We start from the raw sequence: 26604 nt of genomic DNA on the forward strand, positions 1-26604 counted from the left end.
CAATTCAAGGGGGGAATGCGCGGCGACTGCCTAGCAAGTGCGGCCGCTGATGTCACCCGGGGCGCTACCAGCCGCCGCCCCCGCCGCCACCGCCGCCGCCGCCCGATCCCCCGCCGCCGCCTGAAAAACCGGATGAGCCGGACGACGCCGGCACGGCGCTGGCGAGCGCGCTGGAGACGCTGCCGACGGTCGCGGCCACGGCGCTGCCGAAGGCCGCCCCGGACCAGTTCGTGCCGCCGCTGCCCCAGCCCGGCCGATAATGCGTCATGGGATCGGGCTCATCGGGGTGCGCCCGGCGCAAAGCGGCCGCGAAGGCGTCCGACCATGGCTTTTCCACATAGAGCGCGACCGCGTAAGGCAGCAGCGCCTCAAAACGCTCGGCAGTAATTTCCGGCGCCTGCATGTTGAGCCGGTCGGCCTCTGCGGTTTCGAGATAGAGCTTGAGCCCTGCGAGCTGATCCATGATCGGACGCCCGAGCTCGGTCGGCGCCCGCAACAGGTAAAAGAACAAACCATTGAGCGCGGTGAAAGCCGACAGCAGCACGAAAGAAAACGGATAGGCCGCGATGAAGGCGCCGATCGCCGGCAAGGCCTCGCCGATCTCACCCGGAATGACTGACCGCAAAACGTTAGCTGCCAAAGACACCATGATGCCGAGGACGGCGAGCGACATCACGGTTCGAATGAGAACGTGGCTGCGGCCGCCGCCAAACAGCGCCATCGTCACCGGCACGATGAACATGCCCAGAAAGAAACTGCCGAACGCCAGCAAGGCGAGGACGCCGATGTCATCGTCCTGCAAACCGCCGATAATCAGCACGCCGATGATGACCGCGACCGTCATCGCGATCCCAGCGATCGCATAGCCGAGATTGCGGCGGAAAAAGCGATCCTTGCTCTCACTTTCGATCTTGCTGACGAACAGGTTGCCGGCCTTGGCGACGGCGGTCCCATGCGCCTTGTCGATCACGGCGCTGACGCCCTGCCCTTTCACCCAGTCGAGGATGACCTGCTCGCCCGGCGGCAGTGTCGTTCCCGCCGGTGCATCGGCCTTGAATTTCAGGATGAGCTTGTCGTCGTTCTGGTCGAAGGTGATGAGCCCACGCACCGCGAGCGACAAAGCAGCGGCCGTGAAAGCGCGCCAGCGATTGCGGCCGAAGCCCCATCTGTCGATGTAATTGGCGAGCGCGGGCGACACACCTTGCGGCGGATAAAACAGCGGAATGATGACGCCGCCGCGCGGATCGCGGCCGACCGCACGCCACGCCATCACGTAATAGATCAGCACCGCCAGAAAGCCGGCACCGCTCAGAATCCAGTGCCGGTTGTCGTAGAACAGATACCAGAGCTCCGCATCGCGGCCCGGCGGCGCCACGGCACCGTCGGGGAGCGCGGCGACAACGGTGAGACCTTCGCCCGCGTTTAACACGCGGGTCGTCGCAACCGTCAAGACGCCGGCATTGTCGATCTGGCCGCGCCAGTCCTTGCCGAACTCACCGCGCGGGCCCGTATAGGCGGTCCATTTTGCCGGCCGCGCACCACCGGACAGCTCCAGCCGGTAGGTCGCGGAGAGAATCGGAAAATTCCAGAAATTGCCGGTGACATTCCAGTTCAGCTCGGGCTGGCCATCGAACCACCGCACCTGGCGGCCGGTCTTGTAACGAAAGACATAAGTATGCTCGCCGGTCGAAAGCAGCACATCCTTGTCGCCGGCATAGATGCGGACGAAGCGCTGCTTGCGTTCGGTGAAGTGCGGTTCGGGCTTGCCGTCGCGGGTGACATCCAGCAATTGAAACTCGACCTCGCGTTCGCGGCCGGCCGCATCCGTGAAGGTCATCGGGAAATCGCGATAAATGCCACGCCGGATGTTGCGGCCCTCCGCACGCACGCGCACGGTTTCGGTAACGGTCAGCGTGCCGTCCTTGGCGAGCTGCACGATCGAGTCGAATTTCTGGATGACTTCGGCGGCGAAACTCGCCCCGGCCATCGCCAAGGACGCGACCAGCGCCAGCGCACCGGCCGCCGCGATGGCGCGGAGCCACCTCATGACCGCGTGCCCAGCGCAACCTGCGGCGCCGCGCGCTCGGCGTCGTTGCCGATCTCAAAGAACGGCCTTTCGCCGAAGCCGAACAGGCCGGCGACGACATTCGACGGGAACGACTGCACCAGCACATTCTGGTTGCGCACCGCGCCGTTGTAATAGCGCCGCGCCATCTGCAATTCGTTCTCCAGCGTCGCGAGTTGCTGCTGCAGGTCCAGGAAATTGCGGCTGGCTTTGAGGTCGGGATAGTTCTCGGCGAGCGCCATCAGCTTGCCGAGCGCCAGTGTGAGCGCGCCTTCGGTCTGCGCGCGACCGGTAATGTCGTCGCGCGGCAGCGCGCCCGCCTGGCTGCGCAGCCTGATGACATCTTCGAGCACGCCGCGTTCGTGCGCGGCGTAACCCTTCACGGTCTCGACGAGATTCGGCACCAGTTCGGCGCGGCGCTTGAGCTGCACATCAATGCCGCTCCACGCCTCGTTCGCCATCTGGCGCGCGCGCACCAGCCGGTTGAAGAGAACGATGGCCGCGATGGCGGCGGCCGCGACGGCGGTGAGGATGATCCAGGTGAGCATGGCCGTTTCTCTTCACCCTCCCCTAAAACGATCGGAAGTGGAGTCCAGTGCCATCATGATCGTCTCGCCAACACCGTCTGTGTTGCCGATCACATCATCTCGATAGCTTACAGCGTTGAGAAGCTCTAGCCAGCCCCGCCGGCTTCGGTCATCAGCCACGCTTCGCCGCAGGCCTTGGCGAGTTCGCGCACGCGCAGAATGTAGCTCTGCCGTTCGGTGACCGAGATCACGCCGCGGGCGTCGAGCAGATTGAAGACGTGCGAGGCCTTGATGCACTGGTCGTAGGCCGGCAGCGCCATCGCATGCTTCGAACGATCGTCGTTGTAACCGGCGTCGAGATACTTCTTGCAGGCTTGCTCGGCCATCTTGAACTGCTCGAACAGCATGCCAGTGTCGGCGACTTCGAAATTGTGTTTGGAATATTCGCGCTCGGCCTGCAGGAAGACGTCGCCGTAGGTGACCTTCCTGTCGCCGTCGAGACCGTTGAAATTCAGATCATAGACGCGGTCGACGCCCTGCACATACATGGCGAGGCGTTCGAGACCGTAAGTGAGTTCGCCGGCGACCGGCGCGCATTCGACGCCGGCGACTTGCTGAAAGTAGGTGAACTGCGACACTTCCATGCCGTCGCACCAACATTCCCAGCCGAGACCCCAGGCCCCTAACGTCGGGCTTTCCCAGTCGTCCTCGACGAAACGGATGTCGTGCAGATCGGACGCGATGCCGATCACCTTGAGCGAGTCGAGATAGAGCTGCTGGATGTTCGGCGGCGACGGCTTCAGGATCACCTGGAATTGGTAGTAGTGCTGCAGCCGGTTCGGGTTCTCGCCATAGCGGCCGTCCTTCGGCCGGCGCGAGGGCTGCACATAGGCGGCGTTCCAGGGCTTGGGCCCGAGCGCGCGCAAGGTGGTGGCCGGGTGAAAGGTGCCGGCGCCGACTTCCATGTCGTAGGGCTGGAGAATGACGCAGCCCTGCCCCGCCCAGAACTGCTGCAGCGCCAGGATCAGGCCCTGAAACGAGCGCGACGGATCGAGATTGGCTGGCGCGGCGGACATGGAACGTTCGGCTCGGACGGTCGTTTTGTTACTGATTTTAAAGGCTAATGGCGGCCGGACCCTATCGGCGGCCCCCGGGTGGGTCAAGTCGAGACACTTGTAACGATCGACTTTAGGCGATCTTGAAACTGAAGCGTTAAAAACCCAGTTAGATGGCGGGCAAGAGAACAGGGAATAGAATGTTGGCGTTTCAGCTCATTGGAATGGGACTGTTGGCGCTGTTTCTGGGTGCTCTTGTGACAGGCGATCACCGCACGGCTCGTTAGCCGGGCCGCGCTTACCCTTATCCTCAATCGACCCTTAAAGTCGGTACTCGCCGGTCGCGGGATCGCGCCGCAGCGTCGGCCGTGCTTCGCGATCGGTGACGCGCACCCGCACGCGGCGCTGCGCCTCGAGTTCGTCGTTGATGCGGCGAGCTTCCTTCACCGCCCATTGCACGACCATAGCGCCGCCCATGGCGGCAAGCGTCCACTTCACCAGAGGCGAAAACAGAATCGCGGGCATGTCGGCTCCTTGCGTCAGTGCGGGGATGGTCCCGATCAATCTGGGCGATTTCGCGACGGAAAGCGCCCCGCAACATTTACAATCCGTAACGCGACCATAAGGCGCGCTCTTCCAGCGCGGTGAGGACATCGTCGGCGAAACCGCCGCGGCCGCGCACCATGTCGGACAAGCGCGCGCCCATCAGCCGGCGGCCGAGGAAGCCGCGCTCGGTGGCGATGACCGGCGTGCGCACCTTGTCGCCATAGCGCTCGCGCAAAACCGATCGCAGTTCGCCGCGGCCATCGGCGAGGCCGAGATCGATGGCCTTGTCGGCGGTCCAGAACTCACCGGAGAACAACACCTTGTCGTCGCCTTTGAGCTTGGTCCCGCGGCGCTTCTTCACCAGCTCGATGAAGCGGGCATGGATGTCGGCCTGGATCGCCTTGATGCGCGCAACGTCTTCGGGATTTTCCTCGCGGAACGGATCGAGCATCGCCTTGCGCTCGCCGGCCGTATAGATGCGCCGCTCGACGCCAATCTTCTTCATCAGTTCCTGAAATCCGAAGGAGCCGCCGATGACGCCGATCGAGCCGACGATCGAGTAGTCGTCGCAGATGATCTCGTCCGCGGCACAGGCCAGCATGTAGCCGCCCGAGGCGCCGGCATCCTCGATGAAGGCCAGCACCGGGATGTCCTTTTCCTCGGCGAGCTGGCGGATGCGGCGGAAGATCAGGTGCGACTGGGTCGGCGAGCCGCCCGGCGAATTGATCACCAGTGCGACGGCACGCGCGCGGGGCACCGCAAAGGCGCGGTCGAGCGTGCGCGTCAGCCCCGCCAGGGTCAGGCCCGGCCGCAGCGGCGTGGTCACACCGATCATACCGGACAGCCGAACCACCGGCACGACAGGGATGTCCGAGCGGAACCGCGCCGGGATCAGGGCGTTGAGGGGCGCGAGCAGGGTTTCGACGAGCGAGGCCATGGCCTGAGTTAGTCGGTCCAGGGCCGCCTCGTCAAAGATGGCGCGGCCGGGTGACCGGTATCCGAATAGGTGCAGCGCAGCAAACGGCCGCAGCAACCCAGGCGGATATCACAAAAACTTGCACTTTATTTACGATATGATGATTTGTGCACTGCAGTAGGCGACCCTATCTTGGCTGTGTTCGGGGGAGAACAAGGAAGCGACAAATGGACCCGAAGCTCACCATTCTGTTTCTGTTGATCGGCGCGATCCTGACCCTGTCGTCCTACGGCGACGGCATATTCGACCGTGTTCGCCAGCAGATCCGCGGCGCCTTCCGCCGCTAGCCAGCGTCCTGCCCGGCCAGTGCCAGCGGCATGGCCTCGCGTAACACGGCCTCGGCGGCCGCGGACGGCTTGCCTGCATCGTCATTGAGGACGAGAGGCCCCAGGTCCGGCAGCCGCCCTGCTCCACCTTTGACGGCCCGCACCAGGATACGGATAGCCTCGGCCTCCAGCCGCGGCCTGACTTCCATCACGGTAATGTTGCCGAAAACCGGCGCCAGTGCCACCAGCACGGCATCGCGCACCGCCGCACGCCAGATCAGCGTCACTGTGCCGCGCGGCTTCAGCACCCAGGCCGCGCTCGCCAGCCAGCGCGCCAGCAGATCGCCGTCCGCGACATGCGCCAGACGCCGTCCGGCATCGGGCGAACTCTGCTGGCTCGCCGGATCGTTGAACGGTGGATTCATGAGGACGCGGTCGGCGCTTGCCTGCGCCAAGCCGAGCGCCGCGACGTCTTCGACATTGCCGGCGATGACCTGAACGCGCTCGCCCATGCCATTGCGGCCGGCATTCTCGCGCGCCAGTGCGGCCAGCGCCGGATCGATCTCGACCAAGGTCACGCGCAGGCCCGGCACCCGCCACGCCAGTGCCAGCCCCGCCCCGCCTATACCGGCGCCAAAATCGATCGCCATTTCTCCGGGCCGCCCGCCGGTCGCCGCCGCCAGCAGAATGGCGTCATGACCCACGCGGTGACCGCGCCTGGGCTGCAGCAGCCGCAGCCGGCCGCCGAGCACGGCGTCGTCTGTCGTTTCCGTTTCAGCGGTCATCGGGACGCAGCTCATGGCCGAGCCCGGCATCCATGAGCAGCCGGCGCGCGGCATCGAGTTCGTCGTCGGCTACCAGCACGCGGCGCGGCAGCACGCCGAGCGAGCCTTCGAGCACGCTCATATTCTGGTCGAGCACCATATGCGCGATATTGGCGCCATCGAGCAGCGCGGTCACGGCCGAGACCAGCACCGCGTCATTGGTGCGGACGATTTCTTTCATCGTCAGCGATCCGCTCTCCGCCGTTCTTCTCCCGGCGCACGGTGGTTGAGATAGGCGAGCAGCTTCATCTCGCGCCGGCCGCGCGACACGGTGTCGAGCACGAGGCCGACGGCAATCGACAGGAAGGCGAGCAGCATCAGGCCCATCGCCAGGATGGCGGTCGGCAGCCGCGGCACCAGGTGGGTCTCGAGGAAGGTGATGACGATCGGGATGGCCAGCGCAATCGAGATCAGCGCCAACACGGCGCCGGCGGCGCCAAAGAAAGAAAACGGCCGCTCGCTGCGGTAAAGTTGCACGATGGTCCACAGGATGCGGAAACCATCACGCCAGGTATTGAGCTTCGACGCCGAGCCTTCAGGCCGCGCGTAATAGGGCGTCTTCACTTCGGCCGCGGCAAGGCCGAGTTCGAGCGCGTGAACCGTCAGTTCGGTCTCGATCTCGAAACCGCCCGACAACATCGGGAACGATTTGACGAAACGGCGTGAGAACACGCGGTAGCCCGACAGCATGTCGTTAAAGGTCGGACCGAACACGGTGGCGACGAAGGTGGTCAGCAGCCAGTTGCCGGTGCGGTGGCCGGCGCGATAGGCGGCCACCTCCTGATCGACACGCTGGCCGACCACCATGTCGAGATGGTCGCGCAGCAAAAGGTCGATCATCTTCGGCGCGCTCGGCGCGTCATAGGTCGCATCGCCGTCGACCAGCACGTAGATATCGGCCTCGACGTCGCTGAACATGCGGCGCACCACGAAGCCCTTGCCCTGGTGCATCTCCTTGCGCACCACCGCCCCGGCCGCACGCGCAAGCGCCGCGGTGTCATCGGATGAATTGTTGTCAAAGACATAGATGACGGCGTCGGGCAGCGCCGCCCTGAAATCGGCGACCACCTTGGCGACCGCCGCCGCTTCGTTGTAACAGGGCACAAGCACGGCGACCCGGAGGGCCTGCCGCGCCGCGGTATCCTCTGCGCCCATCGCGGTACCGCTCGTGCGTTCGTCCATTGCCGCCCCTGTTCCCGACCTCGTGACTCGGCGGGTCTTGCTGCTTTAGCACAGCGTTTCTATGCTCGCCTTTGCCCGCCGTCGAGGGCCGGAAATTCCGCCCTAAGTGCCTCAAGGAGAATGCGTCTTGGCCGTTGTGGTCCCCTTTGAAAATCCGCAGGCCTCGATCGAGCGGCTGGTCCGCCAGCTCGCCCCGGCGATGGAGCGCGTCAACGCGACGATTCTCGACCGCACCGGCTCCGACGTCACCATGATCCCCGAAGTCGCCAACCACCTGATCTCATCGGGCGGTAAAAGGCTGCGGCCGATGCTGACGCTCGCGATGGCGCAGCTCACCGGCTACAGCGGCGACGGCCACATCAAGCTCGCCGCCGCCGTGGAATTCATGCACACCGCGACGCTGCTGCACGACGACGTCGTCGACCAGAGCGATATGCGCCGCGGCAAGCAGGCCGCGCGGATGCTGTGGGGCAATGAGGCCAGCGTGCTGGTCGGCGACTTCCTGCTCGGCCAGGCTTTCAAGATGATGGTCGAGGTCGGCAATCTCACGGCTCTCGACATTCTCTCGTCGGCCGCCGCGGTGATCGCCGAGGGCGAGGTGATGCAGCTTGGCGCCGCCAAGAACACCGCGACCAACGAAGACGAATACATGGCCGTGATCCGCGGCAAGACCGCCGAACTGTTCGCGGCGGCCTGCGAGGTCGGCCCGGTGCTCGCCGGCCGCGACAAGGCGGCGATCGCCGCCTGCCGCTCCTATGGCATGAATCTCGGCATCGCCTTCCAGCTCGTCGATGACGCGCTCGACTACGGCGGCAAGTCGGCCAAGCTCGGCAAGAATGTCGGCGACGATTTCCGCGAGGGCAAGATTACGCTGCCTGTGGTGCTGTCATTCCGCCGCGGCTCGGACAGCGAGCGCGCGTTCTGGAATCGCACGCTCGGCGAAGGCAAGATCGAGGACGGCGACCTCGACCACGCCATCGGCCTGATGACCAAGCATCACGCCATCGAGGACACGCTCGGCCGCGCCCGGCACTACGGCGCGATCGCCACCGAAGCGCTGGCGCTGGTACCGGACTGCGAGATCAAAACGGCGCTGGAAGAGACCGTCGCGTTCTGCATCGCGCGGGCGTATTGACGCCCCCGCGAGCGACTACTTCGTGATCGTGTAGCCGGTCTCGGGCTGGCGCATGAGCTGCAAGCGGATGAACGGATCGGGATCCTGACCAATATAGCGGCTGCCGTAGTAAACGGCCGGCGAGCAGCCATTCGGCTGCGGTTCGCCATTGAACCAGATGCCGCGCAAGGTCGGGCCGCCGTAATTGTCCTGACAGACGGAGCGGGCCACCTTCATCTTCTTCTTGGCTTTGGCTGCGAAGGCCGGTTCGGTAACCGAGGCGCCGAACACGGCAAGACCTGTCGCAACAATCGCCAGCCACCGCCAGTTCATGGAATTTCTCCGTTAGGAACGCCGCCGCTGTACCGGCAAATCAGGCAGGCGGCAACAGTTCCCGTCAATCGCGGGGAATTCAAGGCGTCCGGTTCAGAACTGTCGCGGCCGCCCACCACTCGGGATGCCATGCGGCAAGGTGCGATTCGCCAGCCTGCGCCTCGGCTTCCGTCGCGAACAACGCAAAGCAGGTGGCGCCCGAGCCTGACATGCGTGCGAGCCGGATGCCGGGCAGTGCCTCAAGCGCAGTCAGCACTTCGCCGATTACCGGCGCGCAGGCGAGCGCAGGCGCGGTGAGATCATTGCCGTGGCTTTTCAGAAATTCGATCAGGCCGGCGGCGTCATGTGGAATATCGCCGAGAGCGCGGCCATCCTTTGGCAGGCCGGCTTTGGCCAACGCCGCGAAGACATCGCGCGTCGATACACCGACGCGCGGATTGACCAGCAGCGCCGGCAATTCCGGCAGGTCGAGCGGCGGCGACAGCCGCTCGCCGACGCCGGTCATGACGCAGGCATGCGACACGAAACACACCGGCACATCCGCGCCGACGCGCAAAGCCGCTGTCATCAATCGCGCGTCATCGAATGAGATGCCGTTGTGACGCGCCAGCAGACGAAGCGCCGCCGCCGCATCGGCCGAACCGCCACCGACGCCGCCGGCCACGGGAATATGCTTATCGAGACGGAAGCGCCCGCCTTTCAGACCCGGCACCAGGGCGCCGAGCGCGTTGACGGCCTTGAGGACGAGATTGTCGGTCGCCGCATCGATGGCGCCGGCAAACGGCCCGGTGATGTCGAGCGACGTATGCACCGCCGGCTCGAGCGTCAGCGTGTCGGCGATGTCGGCAAAGACGACCAGGCTTTCAAGCTCGTGATAGCCGTCAGTGCGCCGCCCGGTAATGCGCAGCGTCAGATTGATCTTGGCGCGGGCAGTTTGGGTGAGATGACCTGATATCAAAAGCGCTGCGCTCCGTCCTTGTCCCGGGCGCGGTGCAACGTGAAACGTTGCGCCGCAGAACCGGGACCTTAGCGCACTCGGTGTTTGGAATGGCCCCGGATCAGCGTCGCATCACTTCGTGCTGCAACGCGTCCGGGGCAAGAAGACATCACCCGCCGTTGCCGGGCTTGACCGTCGCCGGCTTCTCGGAGGAATTGGCCTGCGACGTCGTCTCGTCCGGCAGGCCGGTGCGCAGCTTTTCCAGAATCTTCGGCAGTTCTTCCGGATCGGGCTTGAGATCGCGCGCGTGATTCCACTGGAAGGTCGCTTCCAGCTTGCGGCCGATGCGCCAGTAGGCATCGCCAAGATGATCGTTGATGGTCGGATCCTCGGGCTTCAAGCCGATCGCGCGCTCGAGCTCCTTGGTCGCTTCCTCGTAATTGCCGAGGCGGTAATAGGCCCAGCCGAGCGAGTCGACGATGTAGCCATCATCCGGCCGCTGCGCGACGGCCTTTTTGATCATCTCCATGCCCTGATCGAGATTGACGCCCTGATCGATCCAGGAATAGCCGAGATAGTTGAGAACGTGCGGCTGGTCCGGGTACAGCTCGAGCGCCTTCTTCAGATCGGCTTCGGCTTTCGGCCATTGCTTGGAGCGCTCGTAGCAGATGCCGCGGAAATAGAAGACGGTCCAGTTGGCTTTCTCCGGCTTTCCGATCAGGTCGATCGCCTTCGAATAAGCCTCGCCGCATTCGGCGAACTTCTTGTGGCCGCGCAGCAGATTGCCGAGCGCGAGCGTCGCCTCGAGGTCCTTAGGATCGTCCTTGAGCAGTTCTTCAAGGCGCTTCTGCGCTTCCTCGCTGCGTTCGAGCGCATCGAGATCGGCGGCCATCTGGATCGAGGCGTTCCGGTGCAACGGCGAAGCGTGCGGAATGCGCTCATAAATCTTGATCGCCATGTCCGGCTTTTTCATCGCCTCATAGAGATCGGCGAGCGACAGCAGCGCGAGTTCGTGCTGCGGGGCCAGATGCAGCGACAGCTGGAGATAAACGAGACCGAGGTCTTCGCCGCCGCGGCGGCCGAGCGAAGCGCCGAGGCCGTAGAGCGCTTCGGCCGCGCCGGCCTGCGCATTGGTGACCATCAGCGGAATGGTGCCGGCCTTGGCGGTGCCGCCACGTGGCGCATCGCCTTCGTTGAGTTTGGCGATGGTCTTGGCGTCGGCGACGCCATCGGCTTTCAGCCCGTTGCGCGATTGGAATTCGCGCAAAGCGGTCACCGTCTGCGCCCCGAACCGGCCGTCCGCGGCTAGACCGAGGCGCGTCTGCAGGGCAGTGACGTCCGCCCCGCTCGCGCCGCGCGACAGAACGCGATTGGCGGCGAGCTGCGGCACGCTGGCCTTGGACTCGGCGGGCTTGGCATTGTCGGCGGGCTTGAGCTTGCTCATCGCCTCGACGACGAGCGGATGACGCGGCAGCACCTTGTCGAAAGCCGTAAAGACCGCGAGCGCTTCCTCGGCCGACCGGTTGCGCGACAGCCAGCCGCCATAGGCCTCGACGACACGCAGCGCCGAGGAATCGAGCTTGTAGGCCCGCTCGAAGCGCTTGCCCGCTTCTTTGGCGTCGCCGGCAGCGTCGAGAATGAGGCCGGCATGCAGATCCTTGAAGATGCCATACCATTCGGGGCCGGTCAGACGATCGATCGTCGCCACCGCGCCCTTGGCGTCGCCGGCGCCGGCATAGCTCCACGCCGACAGCAGCGCCGCGGTAAGGTCCGTGATCGGGCCGCGCACCGATTGCGTGAGATTGCGCCGCGCCGTGGCGAAATGGCCGATCTTGAGGTCATGCACACCCAGCACGAGACGGGCGGCGCGATCGGTCTTGCTCGTCTGGACGATACGCTCGGCGAACTTCACGGCTTCGCCGACATCGCCGCCGACCAATAAAGACACGAAAGCGCGATCGAGCAGCTCGGCGTTCTTGGGGTCGCGCCGCAGCGCCGCCCGATAAAAAGCGGCGGCAGCCAGCGCATCCTGTTGGCGGCCGGCATGGCGGGCGGCGAGATAGCTGCCCGACGCGGTGAGCCCCGACAGATCGATCTGGCCGTTAGGCGCGGGCGGCCGTGAGGCCTGGGCGGTGGCCGAAGCCGGTACGGCAATGACGGAAGCAGCCGCGAAAGCAGCAACGGCGGCGCCCGCCGCGACAGCCCGGAACCGGCTCGATGATTTCACTGGCATTGCTCCGATGGGCGATCGCGCGAAATGCCGCGCTGACTCGCGAAGGTCAGATTCAGAATGACCCGTTTGCGCCGCAACCGCAAGAATTGCCGCGTCGCACGCCCGGGTCCCGGGGCGCAGCTTGAATACCTTGGTGTGGCAGCAGGATGGCCGGTGCCCTGTGGCCGTCATCACAACCGAGATGACCGCGGCCGGACTGCCCGCTGCACGCTCAAGGCACACGGTAAAATGCTACAATTACAACTATATATGCCGGACTGCCGCCACCGGAACACACCACCTCCGGCGCCGGCCGACGCGCTTCGCTCACATCCCCGAATAGTTCGGCCCGCCCGAGCCTTCCGGCGGCACCCAGGTGATGTTCTGGTTCGGGTCCTTGATGTCGCAGGTTTTGCAGTGGACGCAGTTCTGCGCGTTGATGACGAACTTCGGATTGCCCGCCTCTTCGACCCATTCATAGACCCCGGCCGGGCAATAGCGCGTCGACGGGCCGGCGAACACGTCGTGCTCCGACGATTTCTGCAAGGCCATGTCCTTGACCTTGAGATGCGGCGGCTGGTCTTCCTCGTGATTGGTGTTCGACAGGAATACCGATGACAGACGATCGAAGGTGATCTTGCCGTCCGGCTTGGGATACTCAATCGGCGTCGACTCGGCGGCAGGCTTCAGCGATGCGTAGTCCGGCTTGCCATGGCCTTGCGTGCCGAACAGCGAGAAGCCGAACGTATTGGTCCACATGTCGAGACCGCCGAGCGCGATGCCGATATAGGTGCCGAACTTGGACCACAGCGGCTTGGCATTGCGCACGCGCCAGAGGTCCTTGCCGATCTTCGAATTGCGCCAGCCGCTCTCGTAATCGTCGAGCGTGTCCTGCGCACGGCCGGCGGCCAGTGCCGAAGCCGCCGCTTCCGCCGCCATCATGCCGGACAGGATGGCGTTATGGCTGCCCTTGATGCGCGGCACATTCATGAAGCCGGCGTCGCAGCCGATCAGCGCGCCACCCGGGAAAACGAGCTTCGGCACCGACTGATAGCCGCCTTCGGTCAAGGCGCGCGCTCCGTAGGACAAACGCTTGCCGCCCTCGAATGTGTCGCGCACCAGCGGATGCGTCTTGAAGCGCTGGAACTCCTCGAATGGCGAGAGATACGGATTCTTGTAGTTGAGATGAACCACGAAGCCGACAGACACGAGGTTGTCGTCGAAGTGATAGAGGAACGAGCCGCCGCCGGTCGAACCATCGAGCGGCCAGCCGAATGAATGTTGCACAAGGCCCTTCTTGTGCTTCTCCGGCGCGATCTGCCACAATTCCTTGAGACCGATGCCGAACTTCTGGGGTTCGCGGCCTTCGCCGAGATTGAATTTGGCGAGCAATTGCTTGCCGAGATTGCCGCGCGCGCCTTCGGCGAACAATGTGTACTTGGCGCGCAGCTCCATGCCGCGCGTAAAGTTGGCGTTCGGTTCGCCGTTCTTGCCGATGCCCATGTCGCCGGTGGCAACGCCGACCACTGCGCCGTTGTCGTCATAGAGAACCTCGGCCGCGGCGAAGCCCGGATAGATCTCGACGCCGAGCCCTTCGGCCTTGGTGCCGAGCCAGCGGCAGACATCGCCGAGCGAGACGATGTAGTTGCCGTGATTGCCCATCAGCGGCGGCATCATGATATTCGGCAGGCGCAGCGAGCCGGCATGGCCCAGGAAATAGAAGCGGTCGTCGGCGACCGGCGTCTTGATCGGCGTGTCTTCGGAGCGCCAGTCCGGCAGCAGGGCATCGAGCCCCGCCGGATCGATCACCGCGCCGGACAGGATATGCGCGCCGACCTCGGAGCCCTTCTCGACCACGACCACGGACAGGTCGGCATTGACCTGCTTGAGGCGGATGGCGGCGGCGAGGCCGGCGGGACCTGCGCCCACCACCACGACGTCGAATTCCATGGCCTCTCGGGCGGGTAGGTCGGTCATCAAGGCCTCCTGAAGGGGGCGAATGGCGCGAAAACCACGGTCCTCACCCCCGAAACGCAGTTCATAACGCTTCTATTGACCATTTTTGCACAGCGTGGGCAATCGGCAGAGCGCCATATTTCCGTGTGCTATAGTGCGGCGATGAACCCCGCCCCCGACATAACGGCCCGAGACCTGCTCGAGTTCTATCTCGATGCCGGGGCCGACGCCTTTGTTGGCGAGGAAGCGGTCGATCGGTTTGCAGCGGTAGAGACGCCGGCGGTACCGAAAGCGCCCGCCCGGCCTTCCGCGGTCCGAGAAGCTGCACCGGTCGCCGCCGCCCCGGCGCGGAGTGCACCGCCCGCCCCCGACGAGGCCGCCATGGCGGCACGCGCCGCGGCCAAGAGCGCGGCCACGCTCGACGAACTGCGCACCATCCTCGAAGGCTTCGACGGCTGCGCATTGAAGGCGACCGCGTCGCGCACGGTGTTCGCCGACGGCAACCCGCAAGCGCGCATCATGTTCGTCGGTGAAGCGCCCGGCCGCGACGAGGACATCGAAGGCCTGCCATTCGTCGGCCGCTCCGGCAAACTGCTCGACCAGATGCTGAAGGCGATCGGGCTCGACCGCACCTCCGCCTACATCGCCAACATCGTGCCGTGGCGCCCGCCCGGTAACCGCGATCCGAGTCCGCATGAGACGGCGATCTGCCTGCCATTCATCCTGCGACAAATCGAGCTGGTCGACCCGGACGTTCTGGTGTGCCTCGGCAAGCCGTCGATGCAGACCTTGCTCGGCCTGATGGAGCCGATCTCTAAAGCGCGCGGCCGCTGGGTCACCTTCAACACCGGCAAGCGCGACATCCGCGCCATGGCCACGTTCCACCCGGCGTTCCTGCTGCGCTCGCCGCTGCAGAAACGGTTTGCCTGGCGCGATCTGCTGGCGATCAAGAAGGCGCTGGCCTCGTAACTCGTCATGGCCGGGCTTGTCCCGGCCATCCACGACTTGCTTTCTCAACTATCGAAAAGACGTGGATGCCCGGCACAAGGCCGGGCATGACAGAGTCCTACCGAACCGCCACCAATATCGCCCCCGCCGCGATCAGCGCGACGCCGAGCCAGTTCGGCGCCGACAGCCGCTCGCCCAGGAACGTCACGCCAAATATCGCGACGAGGACGACGCTCAATTTGTCGATCGGCGCGACCTTGGCCGCCTCTCCGATCTTGAGCGCACGGAAGTAACAGATCCACGACGCACCGGTCGCCAGCCCCGACAGAACGAGAAAGACATAGGTGCGCGCCGAGACACTGCCCGGCGACTGGAATTGTCCGGTGGCATAAAGGATGAGCGCCAGCGTCATCAGGATGACAATGGTACGGATGAAGGTGGCGAAGTCGGAATTGACGTTCTCGACGCCGACCTTGGCGAAGATCGCGGTGAGCGCGGCGAACACCGCCGACAGCACCGCCCAGACTTGCCAGGATGACCAGATGCTCATGGTGTTCTCCATTGTCGCATGCGTCATGACGGCGCATACGGCATTCGCTCACCGATAACCGTCATTAATCGGCGACCGTATCGAACCGCGCATCCCGGAACAACGTTAGTTGCATAACTCGGCGCGCTGGATTCAGATATAGACCTGCTCTAAATTCAATCTGCAACCGCGCGCGGGGGCGCCTGCCGGGAGAAGAATCATGGACGCCGATCCAGTCCTACTCGCTCGCCTGCAATTCGCCTTCACCGTCGTCTTTCACATCATATTCCCGAGCTTCACCATCGGGCTGTCGGCCTGGCTCGCTACGCTCGGCGGCTTGTGGGTGTACACCGGCGAGGAGCGCTATCAGCTCCTGATGCGCTTCTGGGTGAAGATCTTCGCCGTATCGTTCGCCATGGGCGTCGTCTCCGGCATCGTGCTGTCCTATCAATTCGGCACCAACTGGAGCCGCTTCTCCGCTTTCACCGGCGATGTCATTGGGCCGCTGCTCGGCTATGAAGTGCTGGCGGCGTTCTTCCTCGAAGCGACCTTCCTCGGCATCCTGCTGTTCGGCTTCAGTCGCGTGCCACCGTGGCTCTACACCTTATCGGCCGCCGTGGTCGCCTTCGGCACCATGAGTTCGGCGTTCTGGATTCTCGCCGCCAATAGCTGGATGCAGACACCGGCGGGCCACGCCATCGAGAACGGCATCGCAGTGCCGGTCGATTGGCTGCAGATCATCTTCAATCCGAGCTTCCCCTACCGCTTCGCTCACATGCTGAACGCGGCTTACCTGACAACGGCCTTTGTCGTACTCGGCGTCGGCGCGCGCTTTCTGCTTGAGGGCCGCCACCTGAGCGAAGGCCGCACCATGCTGCGCATGGGCATCGGCCTCGCCGTCATCCTGGCGCCGCTGCAGCTCTTCATCGGCGATCAGCATGGGCTCAACACGCTCAAGCATCAGCCCATCAAGGTCGCGGCGATGGAAGGCCACTGGGACGGCTCAAAACCCGCCGACTTCTACATCTTCGCCTGGCCGGACGAAAAAGCGGAGAAGAACCGCTTCGAGATTTCGATCCCGCACGGTTCGTCACTCATTCTCACCCATTCGTGGGATGGCCTGATCCCTGGCCTTTCGAGCGTGCCACCCGACCAGCGCCCGCCGGTGACGGTCGTGTTCTTCGCCTTCCGCATCATGCTGGCGCTCGGCTTCTTCATGATCGCGGCGGCGCTCTACGGCGCCTTCCTGTGGTGGCGCGGCACCCTGTTCCAGACACGCTGGTTCCTGCGCATTGTCGCCAACGCCTGGTGGACCGGCTTCGTCGCCGTCATCGCCGGCTGGGTCGTCACCGAGAGCGGCCGCCAACCCTGGCTGGTCTACAATTTGATGCGGACCGCGGACGGCATCTCGCCGGTGCCCGGCGCGACCGTGCTCGGCACGCTCGCGCTGTTCATCGTCGCCTACGGCATCGTGTTCTCGTTCGGCATCTATTACATGAACCGGCTCATCAAACAGGGTCCCGACGCGGGCGGTCACGGCGGCCACGAACCCGGCTTCCTGTCCGGCAATCCCGTCGCGGCGGCGCAGTCGCCCGGCCGAGAAACCTGAGAAAGGAGAGGCGCCATGGGCTCCATGGAAATGTATCTCCCGCTGATCTGGGCCGCGCTGATCGGCGTCGCGGTGGCGATGTACATCATCCTCGACGGCTTCGATCTCGGCATTGGCGTCCTGTTTCCCTTCACCAAGAGCGAGACCGAACGCGATCAGATGATGCGCACCATCGCGCCATTCTGGGACGGCAACGAGACGTGGCTGATCCTCGGCGGCGTCGGTCTGTTCGTCGCCTTCCCGCGCGCCTATGCGGTGATCATGCCGGCGCTATACATCCCGGTGATCGTGATGCTTGTGGCGCTGGTGTTCCGCGGCGTCGCTTTCGAATTCCGCACCGTGTCGCGCAGCAAGACCGGCTGGAGCTTCGCCTTCGCGCTCGGCTCGACCTTGGCCGCGTTCTCGCAGGGCGTCATCCTCGGAGGGCTGGTGCAGGGCATCGCGGTGACCAACCGCGAATTTTCCGGCGGTCATTTCCACTGGGCAACGCCGTTCTCTTTTCTATGCGGCGTGGCGCTGGTCGCCGGCTACGCCCTGCTCGGCACCACCTGGCTGCACATGAAGACCGAAGGCCAAGTCGCGGCGCGCGCGCAGCGGCAAGCCAAATACTGGCTGATCGCAGTCCTCGTCTTCATGGCGGCGGTAAGTCTCTATACACCGATCGCGGAGCCGCGCATCGCCGCACGCTGGTTCTCGCTGCCGAACTTCTATTTCCTGTGGCCGGTGCCGACGATCACCGCGCTCGTTGCTTTTGCCTGCTGGCACTGGATCGAACGCGGCCGCGAAGTGCCGCCGTTTCTGGCGTCGATCGCGCTATTCATGCTCGGCTATATCGGTCTTGTGATCTCGAACTATCCGTATCTGGTGCCGCCGTCGCTCACCATCTGGGACACGTCGGCCTCAGCCGGCAGCCAGGTGTTCATGCTGATCGGCACGCTGTTCCTGCTGCCGATGGTCATCGGCTATGTAATCTTCGTATACTGGATATTCCGCGGCAAGGTGCGCGAAGGCGAGAGCTATCACTAGCTCACGTCGTCGGCGCTCGTTGCTATTGCGCCGGCGGGCGCAGCACGGCCCAGCCGATGCGGACTGGCGGCAGACGGCCCTGCACCGCGCGGTCGAACTGACGCGGCAGTTCCGGCACCAGCCCGGGAAACTGCGTACGCAGATCCTCCGGCACCGCATTGTTGGCGGCCGCCGGCCAGACCAGCACGCCGCCATGGGCCGCGACATCGTCAACGCTGACCCAGGGACTGCGCTGCGGCGCCCAGGCGAAGAACACATGCGGGCGGCCTTGCGGCCCGCCCGGCGCCATCATGGCGATCAGCGGCGCCAGCCGCGCATCGCCGCTGACATATTGCAGCGGCTTGCCGGTGCGCCGCTGATAGGTCTCAGCGAAGAACTCCGCCTGGTTGGCCGACGGCTGCGCCAGGCGATTGTCGCGCGCAAAGGTCCATGGCGCGACGAGCAGGCTGAGCGCGAGCAGCAGCGGCGGCGCCACCAGCAGCGCAAGCCATGACGACGACACCCAGTGCTCGCGATAGATGAGCACGCGATTTCCGGCGGCGAGAACCACCGCCATGCCGGACAGCAAGGCCAGCGGCGCCAGCATCGACCATGTCGTCAGCGCGCCGAACGACGACAGCAGTGCCGCCTGCGGCACGCGCTCGCCGATCAGCACCAGCGCGATGACGACAAGCGCCGGCGCCAGGGCGAAGAAATAAACGAAAGCGCGCGCCGCGGGCTCCACCGGACTGCGATCAATCTCCGGCGCACGCTCGTTGCGGCCGCGGCCGATGCCGGTCGACAGCACCGCCAGCAACAGCAGCCCGAGATGCACGGCGACCAGTGCGCCGGCAAGCCGCAAGGCCGAAACTCCTGCGGTGCTTTCCTGAAGCGTAGCCGCCACCAGCGGCCAGGACTGGCTCAGCCAGGCGGCATAGGGAGCGACCACGACCACTAGCAGCAGAAGCGCCAGCCACGGCTCGGGATGGCGGAGTGCCTCCCGGCCGCGCCGCGTCAGCGGCGTGAAGACGATCAGCAATGCGACCAGCACGATGCCGGCAAAGTGCGTCAGCAGCAGCAGGCCGAGATCAACGCTGAGCAAAAACCAGCTACCACGTCTGCCTTCGCCCAGCGCGCGCCAATAGTGCATCAGGGCCAGCGCCCATAATGGGATGGCCAGCACCGCCGGGCCGAAATCCGGGCTCGGCACCGTAAAGGCGGCGATGCCAACCATCAGGAGAATGGCAAGCACGGCATGGCGCGTGCCGATCAACGTGCGGCCAAGCGTGAACACGGCCCACAGCGCCACAACGATACAGATTTGCGACAGGGCGTAGAGGCCGAACATGCCGCCGCCGCGAAATGCGATCTCGGCAAGCCAGAATGCCAAAGGCGGCCCCAGATAGCTGCCGAGCTGGAATTCGCGACCGACCGCCAGCACCAGCGGCAGGTCACCGGGCGGCGATGAGAAGAACAGTGCCGGGATCAGCGTCCACAGCATGCCCTGCGACAGCGCCACGAACCAGAACACGACCTTGGGCCGGCCGCGGAGGAATTCGATGATCAGGGAGACGTGGTGCATGGCTCTCTTATCCCTCCCCGCTTGCGGGGAGGGTCCGGCGCGCAGCGCCGGGGGTGGGGTCAGAGTGTGCGGCACCCCACCCGGCTCGCTGCGCTCGCCACCCTCCCCGAAGACGGGGAGGGATAAGCAAGCAAATCAATAAAGAACGCCGTCTAAAGTGGCAACACGGCCGCGAGCGCCTCATCGGGCACATCCTCGAGCCGCTCGCCCATCGCCGCGAACTTGGCCGCCACCGGCGCGAAGGAGCGGCGGTGGTGCGGCGTCGGCCCGAGCGCCTGCAAGGCACGGAAATGCTCGGGCACGCTGTAACCCATATGCCGCTCGAAGCCGTAGCCGGGATAGGCTTCGGCCAGCCGCATCATGTAGCGGTCGCGCGTCACCTTGGCGACAATCGACGCCGCCGCCACCGACAGCACCAGCGCGTCGCCCGAGACCACGGCCTCGCAGTCGCATCCGCAATCGATCTTCATGTTGCCGTCCATGAAGACGAGCTTTGGCCGGACCGGCAGCGCCTTCACGGCGCGAGCCGAGGCCCAGAGCGAGGCGCGCAGGATATTGTCGCGATCGATGCGATCGACCGAGGCGAAGGCGACCGAGACCTGCGCGGTGGCGCAGATTTTCTCGTAGAGCTTCTCGCGCGCCTCGGCGTCGAGCTTCTTGGAATCGTTGAGCCCGCGCGGAATGCGGTCGGGATCGAGGATCACGGCAGCGGACACAACCGGCCCGGCGAGCGGTCCCCGTCCCGCCTCGTCGCAGCCGGCAACGGGAAAGATGCCGGCCTTCAACGCGCGGCGCTCGCGGCGGAAGGTCGGGCGCAGGATTGGCTCGACCAGCGGCAATTGCGCTTTCGCGGCGGATTTCGCGGCCGGTTTCCGCGCAGTTTTCTTTTTGGAGGCAGGTGCCATGGGCCGATGGGTACGCCCGAGTCGGGCGCCCGTTCAACCCTATTCACGCCCGCCGGTGAAAAACGGGGACAGAAGCTGTCATCGCCCGCGAAAGCGGGCGATCCGGCGTTCCTCGCCTCAGACAGAAGGGCTAGGTCCTCCGCATTCGCGGAGGACGACACTCAGCACCTAAAACAAACTCATCTGCGCCTCATCCGGCCTGGGATGCCGGAAGTGCTCGGTCGACAGCTTGCGTTTGGCGACGTTGAGGCCGAGCTTCTCGCAGGCCAGTTCAAACCGCCGGCCGATCAGCCAAGCATAAGGCCCCTTACCTTTCATGCGCGTGCCCCATTCGGAATCGTAGTCCTTACCGCCGCGCATCTCGCGCACCAGCCTGAAGACATGACCGGCGCGATCCGGATAATTGGCTTCCAGCCATTCGCGGAACAGATCGCGCACCTCGAGCGGCAGGCGCAGCATGACATAGCCTGCTTCCTTGACGCCGGCCGCCGCGGCAGCGTCGAGAATACGTTCGATCTCGCTGTCATTCAGCGCCGGGATGATCGGCGCCACCATGACCGTGGTCGGCACGCCGGCCTGAGATAACTGGCGCAGCGCCTCGAGCCGCTTAATCGGTGTCGCTGCACGCGGCTCCATCTTGCGCGCCAGTTCGGGATCGAGCGTCGTCACCGAAAGCGCCACCTTGGCCAGATTGCGTTCGGCCATCCGCGCGAGGATATCGAGATCGCGCGTTACCAGCGCCGACTTGGTCACGATGCCGACGGGATGACCGGCGCGATCGAGCGTTTCGAGAATGCGGCGCATCACCTTGTAGCGCCGCTCGATCGGCTGATACGGGTCGGTATTGGTGCCGATCGCGATCACCTTCGGCGAATAGTTCGGCGAAGCGAGCTCACGTTCAAGGAGGTCGGCTGCCTCCGGCTTGACGAACAGCTTGGATTCAAAATCGAGACCCGGCGACAGACCAAGATAGGCATGCGTCGGCCGGGCAAAGCAGTAGACGCATCCGTGCTCGCAACCACGATAAGGATTGATCGACCGGTCGAAGCCGATGTCAGGCGACTGGTTGCGGGTGATGATCTTGCGCGAAGTATCGACCTGCACCGTGGTCTGGAACGGCGGCAGTTCCTCAAGCGAGCGCCAGCCGTCGTCGAACGCGATGCGCGCATGCGGCTCGTAGCGGCCCGAAGCGTTCGACTGCGCGCCACGTCCGCGGCGGCGTTCATGCTCGACAACGACGCCAAGCAGGCCCGTGAGATCGTCAACGCGAACCCCCCCCGGCGCGGAGGGCAGCTCCGTTCCGCGATCGGAAATGGCGGTCCGATCAAGGTCCGCCGGGGGGCGTTTCAAGGCTGCAGGTCGTTGAGCCATGGACCTTACCTAGTCACGAAATGTGAACATAACAAGAACATTTTCGCGGTTTCCCGGCGGCTGCCGCCTTTCGTGGTTCGCCTTCACATCCGCACATGATGTGGTAGCAACCGTGGGGACAACGGTTGTGTTCCGCTTGCTGTCGCCTTGGGGGCTATGCTCAGCGTCATCGTCGCCACGCACGAATCGGAGCGCACTTTGGTGCCGACATTGTCGGCACTGATTCCGGGCGCGATGTCCGGTCTTGTTACGGAGGTCGTTGTGTCCGACGCGGAGTCGAAGGACGCTACGGCCGAAGTCGCCGACATTGCCGGATGCCGGTTCATTGCGTCGGCGGCCCCGCTCGGCGAGCGGCTCAAAACAGCCGCCCTGAGCACGCGGACACCCTGGCTGATGTTCCTGCGTGCCGGCATCGTGCTCGATGCCGATTGGACCGGCGCCAGCGAGACTTTCATGCAGTCGGCTTCGTTCAGCGAAACCGCCCCGCGCGCCGCGGTGTTCCGGACCGCCGGCACGGCTTCGGCGCAGCCGGGGCTCGGCGACGTCATTGCGCTGGCCCGGGCGGTGTTTGCCGGCCGCAAGCCATCGCCGGATCAGGGCTTGGTCATTTCCCGCAGCCTTTACGAGGCGGTCGGCGGCCACCCGGCGCACGCCGATGCCGAAGCGAGGCTGCTGAACCAACTCGGCCGCAAGGTGGCGCTGCTCGGCGCCGCGGTGCGGCGGGTCGCCTGAGCCTTACTTGACTTTGTCAACTAACTGCCCGACCTTGCGGCCATGCCTGCCGCCGGACCATCACCCGCGCCCGAAGCCGACGTTCCGCCCGACCGCGTCGCCGCGGTGCGCGGCTTCAACCGCTTCTACACGCGCCAGATCGGCCTCTTGCGGAAAACCTATCTCGACACGCCCTACTCGCTCGGCGAAATGCGCGTGCTGCACGAACTGGCGCATCCGAGTGTCGAGCAACCGACGGCGAAGGACATCGGCCGCGCCCTCGACCTCGATGCCGGCTATCTGTCGCGCGTGCTGCGCAATTTCGAGAAGCGCGGCCTGATCAAGCGCACGACGTCGAAGAATGACGCGCGGCAGAGCCACCTGTCGCTCACGGCCCAGGGCCGCAAATTCTTCGCGCCGGCCGAAAAGCGTTCTGCCGAAGACGTCGCCGAAATGCTGGGCGCGCTCAGCGAGCGCGAGCAAAGCGAACTGGTGCGCGCCATGCGCACCATCGAAACGTTGCTTGGACAAGAGGCCGACTCGCGGCCCGCGCGCACTTATACTTTGCGCGATCTACAGCCGGGCGATCTCGGCTGGATCGTCGCCGAGCATGCCCGCGTCTATACGCGCGAATACAATTGGGACAATTCATTCGAGGCGCTGGTGGCGCAGATCGTTGCCGACTTCGCCAGGAACTTCGATCCAGCGATGGAGCGCTGCTGGGTCGCCGAGATGGATGGCGAGCCGGTGGGCTCGGTGATGCTGGTCAAGGACGATAAGCCCGGCGTCGCCCGCATCCGCCTGCTCATCGTCTCACCGAAGGCCCGTGGCCTAGGCCTTGGCCGCCGTCTCACCGACGAATGCATCGCCTTTGCCCGCGCCAAGGGCTATCGCGCCATCACTTTGTGGACGCATGAATGCCTGACCGCCGCGCGCCATTGCTACGAGAAGGCCGGCTTCACGCTGACCTCGAGCCAGAACAAGATGAGCTTCGGGCAGAACGTGGTGGCGGAGTTCTGGGATATGACGCTTTAGGCCGTCGCAAACGCAGAACGTCATCCTCTGCGAAGCGAGGTACTAAGCCGTCGCGCCCTGCGCCTTCGGCCTTCGCAAATGCTCGTCCAGCCGCGGCAGAATTTCGACGAAGTTGCACGGCCGGTAGCGGTAGTCGAGCTGGTGGACGAGGATGTCGTCCCACGCGTCCTTGCAGGCACCCGGCGAACCCGGCAGGCAGAAAATGTAGGTGGCATTGGCGACGCCGGCGGTGGCGCGGGTCTGGATCGCCGAGGTGCCGATCTTCGGGTAGCTCACCATCGTGAAAAGCGTCGAGAAACCGTCCATACGCTTCTCGAACAGCGGCTCGACAGCTTCCGGCGTCACGTCACGGCCTGTGAAGCCGGTGCCTCCGGTCGAGATCACCACGTCGATGAACTTGTCCTCGATCCAGGCCTTCACCTTGCCGCGGATGGCATCGACCTCGTCTTTCACGATCGAGCGCTCGGCGAGAATGTGCCCGGCGGCCCGAATGCGCTCGACCAACGTATTGCCGGACTTGTCGTCGGCGAGTTCGCGCGTGTCGGAAATCGTCAGCACCGCGATCTTGAGCGGCACGAACTGCTTTGATTCATCGATACCGGGCATGGACTGAGACCTTATAACTGTGCGTTCGCCGCGAAGGTATTGCACGACGACACCTTGCCGGACTTGAAGCCGGTCGTGAACCAGCGCTGGCGCTGGGCAGAGGTGCCGTGTGTGAAGGAGTCCGGTACCACGTAGCCCCGCGCCTGCTTCTGCAGCCGGTCGTCGCCGATCGCCGCCGCGGTCTGCAGCGCGGCCTCGATGTCGCCGGGCTCGATCGAATTCCAGCGCTGGTTCGACTGGTTGGCCCAGATACCGGCAAAGCAGTCGGCCTGCAGTTCGACACGGACCTGGATACGGTTCGCCGCCGCGCGATCGCCGGCCGCCTGCTGCGCCTCGCGCGCCTTCGGCAGGATGCCGAGCAGGTTCTGCACGTGATGACCGACCTCGTGCGCGATCACATAAGCCTGGGCGAACTCGCAACCCTTGCCGGTACAGGCGCGGAAGCGTGAGCGCATTTCATCGAAGAACGACGTATCGAGGAAAATGCGACGGTCCGGCGGACAATAGAACGGACCGCTGGCCGAGCTTGCCATGCCGCAGGCGCTGCTCACCTGACCGGTAAACAAGCGCAGGCGCGGCGCGCGGTATTGCTGACCGGCGGTCTCGAACACCTTGCCCCAGGTATCTTCGGTATTACCGAGCACCGCGGCGACGAAACTGCCCATCTGATCGGTCGGTGCGCCGGTGCGCTGCGCCGGCCGATCGACACGCTGCTCATATTGTTGCGATGTCCGGCCGTTGTTCAGCATCTCCGCGCCGGAGATCAAAAGGCTCGGATCAATACCGAGCGCCCAGCCGATGAGTCCGAGCACGACAACAGTGCCGATGCCCAAACCACCGCCGCCCACCGGCAGATTGAAACCACCGCCACCGCCGCCGCGATCGTCTTCGACGTTATCGCTGCGGCGAAAATCGTCCCAACGCATTCAATCTGTCTCCCAACCCGCGCTGCCCTGACCGTTTCCTTTAGCACGACTGATTGCGGCAATACTTGGCACACTGTTAACCTCTGCTAACTCCCGGTTAAGTTAGCAGAATTCGTTCCGACAAATTTTTCTATAAAGGTTTTTTTCACCTTGGGCTGCGCATGATGCGGGCCTGTCGGTTTGTAGGTCCCGCGTCAGCCGACCGCGTCGTCCTTGAGTCAGAGTTGAGTCATGGTTGAGTCGCGTCGCGGGGCGCCCGGTCGGGCGCCCCGTGGTCTTTCCAAGACCCCCGATCATCGAATCCTTGTTGGCGACTGCGTCAACGAGATGTCGAAGCTTCAGGCCGGTTCCGTCGACCTGATTTTCGCCGATCCGCCCTATAATCTGCAGCTTGCCAGCGATCTGAAGCGGCCGGACGACTCTCATGTCGACGCCGTTACCGACGACTGGGACAAGTTCGCGAGCTTCGCCGCTTACGATGCGTTTACCAAAGAGTGGTTGGCCGCCTGCCGCCGCGTGCTCAAGCCTGCCGGCACGATCTGGGTGATCGGCTCCTACCACAACATTTTCCGCGTCGGCGCGATCATGCAGGACATGGGGTTCTGGATCCTCAACGACGTGATCTGGCGCAAGACCAACCCGATGCCGAATTTCCGCGGCCGGCGCTTCACCAATGCGCACGAAACCATGATCTGGGCCTCGCGCGATCCGAACGCCAAGGGCTACACCTTCAATTACGAGGCCCTGAAGGCCGGCAACGACGACGTGCAGGTGCGTTCCGACTGGACCTTCCCGCTCTGCACGGGTTCCGAGCGCCTGAAAGGCACCGACGGCAAGAAGCTGCATCCGACCCAGAAGCCGGAAGCGCTTCTGGCGCGCGTCATCCTGTCGAGTTCCAAGCCGGGCGACCTCGTCCTCGACCCGTTCAACGGCACCGGCACCACCGGAGCGGTCGCCAAGAAGTTAGGGCGCCGCTACATCGGGCTGGAGCGCGAGAAGAAGTACGCCTCCGCCGCCGAAAAGCGCCTCGCCGATGTCGAGGTCGTGCCCTCGCCCTCCATCGCGCCGTTCATGACGGCCCGCGAGGCCCCGCGCGTCGCCTTCGCCTCGCTGATCGAACGCGGCCTTGTTACGCCGGGCGCCCGCCTCACTGACTCAAAGAAACGGCACAAAGCAATCGTCCGCGCCGACGGCGCCATCGCGGTCGGCGACACGGTCGGCTCGATCCACCGCGTCGGCGCGGTGGTCCAAGGGCTCGATGCCTGTAACGGCTGGTCGTTCTGGCATGTCGAGACGCCGAAAGGCCTCGTGTCGATCGACGACCTACGCGCCCAGGTGCGTTCGGAAATGGCGCTCCTGGAAGCGGCGGAGTGATTCTCCGCCG

25 protein-coding genes are annotated in these 26604 nt (G+C 64.7%); 7 read left to right on the forward strand and 18 right to left on the reverse strand.

What is annotated here, in order from left to right; genetic code table 11:
• Window positions 1-64: 64 nt before the first annotated feature.
• From E8Q40_RS17035 to E8Q40_RS17070, 8 genes are all read right to left on the reverse strand, one after another.
• A complete protein-coding gene (locus tag E8Q40_RS17035; RefSeq protein WP_137045672.1) occupies window positions 65-2047 on the reverse strand; it encodes a DUF2207 domain-containing protein in 1983 nt (660 codons plus the stop codon).
• Window positions 2044-2613 (reverse strand): LemA family protein, encoded by a 570-nt coding sequence (locus E8Q40_RS17040; protein ID WP_137045673.1) that lies wholly within the window; start codon window positions 2611-2613, stop codon window positions 2044-2046. The genes E8Q40_RS17035 and E8Q40_RS17040 overlap by 4 nt, the downstream gene beginning before the upstream one ends.
• Before the next feature lie 125 nt (window positions 2614-2738).
• A complete protein-coding gene (locus tag E8Q40_RS17045; RefSeq protein ID WP_137045674.1) occupies window positions 2739-3668 on the reverse strand; it encodes a glycine--tRNA ligase subunit alpha in 930 nt (309 codons plus the stop codon).
• A 300-nt stretch (window positions 3669-3968) separates the two neighbouring features.
• Entirely contained in the window at window positions 3969-4172 is a 204-nt protein-coding gene (locus tag E8Q40_RS17050; RefSeq protein ID WP_137045675.1) for a hypothetical protein, read from the reverse strand.
• Window positions 4173-4248: 76 nt separating this feature from the next.
• On the reverse strand, window positions 4249-5130 hold the full coding sequence (locus E8Q40_RS17055; RefSeq protein WP_137045676.1) for a S49 family peptidase: 882 nt from the start codon (window positions 5128-5130) through the stop codon (window positions 4249-4251).
• Window positions 5131-5452: 322 nt separating this feature from the next.
• A complete protein-coding gene (locus E8Q40_RS17060; RefSeq protein WP_246662891.1) occupies window positions 5453-6220 on the reverse strand; it encodes a tRNA1(Val) (adenine(37)-N6)-methyltransferase in 768 nt (255 codons plus the stop codon).
• Entirely contained in the window at window positions 6210-6440 is a 231-nt protein-coding gene (locus tag E8Q40_RS17065) for a DUF2007 domain-containing protein (protein ID WP_137045678.1), read from the reverse strand. Before E8Q40_RS17065 ends, E8Q40_RS17060 begins: the two co-directional genes overlap by 11 nt.
• A 2-nt stretch (window positions 6441-6442) precedes the next feature.
• On the reverse strand, window positions 6443-7441 hold the full coding sequence (locus E8Q40_RS17070; protein WP_370455200.1) for a glycosyltransferase family 2 protein: 999 nt from the start codon (window positions 7439-7441) through the stop codon (window positions 6443-6445).
• 127 nt (window positions 7442-7568) lie between these two features.
• On the opposite strand from E8Q40_RS17070, the gene E8Q40_RS17075 reads away from it, so the two are divergent.
• A complete protein-coding gene (locus tag E8Q40_RS17075; RefSeq protein ID WP_137045679.1) occupies window positions 7569-8576 on the forward strand; it encodes a polyprenyl synthetase family protein in 1008 nt (335 codons plus the stop codon).
• A gap of 15 nt (window positions 8577-8591) precedes the next feature.
• On the opposite strand, the gene E8Q40_RS17080 is transcribed toward E8Q40_RS17075, so the two are convergent.
• From E8Q40_RS17080 to E8Q40_RS17095, 4 genes are all read right to left on the reverse strand, one after another.
• On the reverse strand, window positions 8592-8888 hold the full coding sequence (locus E8Q40_RS17080) for a hypothetical protein (protein WP_137045680.1): 297 nt from the start codon (window positions 8886-8888) through the stop codon (window positions 8592-8594).
• Window positions 8889-8967: 79 nt separating this feature from the next.
• Window positions 8968-9846, reverse strand: a complete 879-nt coding sequence (locus E8Q40_RS17085) for a 4-(cytidine 5'-diphospho)-2-C-methyl-D-erythritol kinase (RefSeq protein ID WP_137045681.1) — start codon at window positions 9844-9846, stop codon at window positions 8968-8970.
• A gap of 148 nt (window positions 9847-9994) precedes the next feature.
• Entirely contained in the window at window positions 9995-12052 is a 2058-nt protein-coding gene (locus E8Q40_RS22275) for a tetratricopeptide repeat protein (protein WP_246662892.1), read from the reverse strand.
• Between the two features lie 312 nt (window positions 12053-12364).
• Window positions 12365-14014, reverse strand: coding sequence for an electron transfer flavoprotein-ubiquinone oxidoreductase (locus E8Q40_RS17095; RefSeq protein ID WP_137045683.1), 1650 nt, complete (start codon window positions 14012-14014; stop codon window positions 12365-12367).
• A gap of 141 nt (window positions 14015-14155) precedes the next feature.
• Here E8Q40_RS17095 and E8Q40_RS17100 point away from each other — a divergent pair, with 141 nt between their 5' ends.
• A complete protein-coding gene (locus E8Q40_RS17100; protein ID WP_137045684.1) occupies window positions 14156-14962 on the forward strand; it encodes a uracil-DNA glycosylase family protein in 807 nt (268 codons plus the stop codon).
• Between the two features lie 97 nt (window positions 14963-15059).
• Here the strand turns inward: E8Q40_RS17100 and E8Q40_RS17105 are convergent, their stop codons facing one another.
• Window positions 15060-15491 (reverse strand): EamA family transporter, encoded by a 432-nt coding sequence (locus E8Q40_RS17105; RefSeq protein WP_137045685.1) that lies wholly within the window; start codon window positions 15489-15491, stop codon window positions 15060-15062.
• A gap of 199 nt (window positions 15492-15690) precedes the next feature.
• Between E8Q40_RS17105 and E8Q40_RS17110 the strand changes: the two genes are divergently transcribed.
• Both E8Q40_RS17110 and cydB read left to right on the forward strand, forming a co-directional pair.
• Window positions 15691-17079: a cytochrome ubiquinol oxidase subunit I gene (locus tag E8Q40_RS17110; RefSeq protein ID WP_137045686.1), complete on the forward strand. Its 1389-nt coding sequence runs from the start codon at window positions 15691-15693 to the stop codon at window positions 17077-17079.
• A 15-nt stretch (window positions 17080-17094) separates the two neighbouring features.
• Complete coding sequence (gene cydB / locus E8Q40_RS17115; protein WP_137045687.1) at window positions 17095-18105, forward strand: cytochrome d ubiquinol oxidase subunit II; 1011 nt, start codon at window positions 17095-17097, stop codon at window positions 18103-18105.
• Between the two features lie 22 nt (window positions 18106-18127).
• Here the strand turns inward: cydB and E8Q40_RS17120 are convergent, their stop codons facing one another.
• From E8Q40_RS17120 to E8Q40_RS17130, 3 genes are all read right to left on the reverse strand, one after another.
• On the reverse strand, window positions 18128-19666 hold the full coding sequence (locus E8Q40_RS17120; protein ID WP_137045688.1) for a glycosyltransferase family 39 protein: 1539 nt from the start codon (window positions 19664-19666) through the stop codon (window positions 18128-18130).
• Between the two features lie 152 nt (window positions 19667-19818).
• On the reverse strand, window positions 19819-20571 hold the full coding sequence (locus E8Q40_RS17125; protein WP_137045689.1) for a ribonuclease HII: 753 nt from the start codon (window positions 20569-20571) through the stop codon (window positions 19819-19821).
• Between the two features lie 168 nt (window positions 20572-20739).
• On the reverse strand, window positions 20740-21942 hold the full coding sequence (locus E8Q40_RS17130) for a PA0069 family radical SAM protein (protein ID WP_137045690.1): 1203 nt from the start codon (window positions 21940-21942) through the stop codon (window positions 20740-20742).
• 156 nt (window positions 21943-22098) lie between these two features.
• Between E8Q40_RS17130 and E8Q40_RS17135 the strand changes: the two genes are divergently transcribed.
• On the forward strand, window positions 22099-22674 hold the full coding sequence (locus E8Q40_RS17135; protein WP_137045691.1) for a glycosyl transferase: 576 nt from the start codon (window positions 22099-22101) through the stop codon (window positions 22672-22674).
• Window positions 22675-22716: 42 nt separating this feature from the next.
• Window positions 22717-23688 (forward strand): helix-turn-helix domain-containing GNAT family N-acetyltransferase, encoded by a 972-nt coding sequence (locus E8Q40_RS17140; RefSeq protein WP_137045692.1) that lies wholly within the window; start codon window positions 22717-22719, stop codon window positions 23686-23688.
• Between the two features lie 42 nt (window positions 23689-23730).
• Here E8Q40_RS17140 and moaB read toward each other — a convergent pair whose 3' ends face one another.
• Both moaB and E8Q40_RS17150 read right to left on the reverse strand, forming a co-directional pair.
• On the reverse strand, window positions 23731-24294 hold the full coding sequence (moaB, locus tag E8Q40_RS17145) for a molybdenum cofactor biosynthesis protein B (protein ID WP_137045693.1): 564 nt from the start codon (window positions 24292-24294) through the stop codon (window positions 23731-23733).
• 11 nt (window positions 24295-24305) lie between these two features.
• The gene (locus E8Q40_RS17150; protein ID WP_137045694.1) at window positions 24306-25220 is read right to left on the reverse strand and encodes a neutral zinc metallopeptidase; all 915 of its coding nucleotides are present in this window, start codon (window positions 25218-25220) and stop codon (window positions 24306-24308) included.
• 231 nt (window positions 25221-25451) lie between these two features.
• On the opposite strand from E8Q40_RS17150, the gene E8Q40_RS17155 reads away from it, so the two are divergent.
• Complete coding sequence (locus E8Q40_RS17155) at window positions 25452-26594, forward strand: site-specific DNA-methyltransferase (RefSeq protein ID WP_137045695.1); 1143 nt, start codon at window positions 25452-25454, stop codon at window positions 26592-26594.
• Window positions 26595-26604: the final 10 nt, after the last annotated feature.

This window comes from Pseudolabrys sp. FHR47, assembly GCF_005153485.1.
Lineage (GTDB): Bacteria > Pseudomonadota > Alphaproteobacteria > Rhizobiales > Xanthobacteraceae > Pseudolabrys.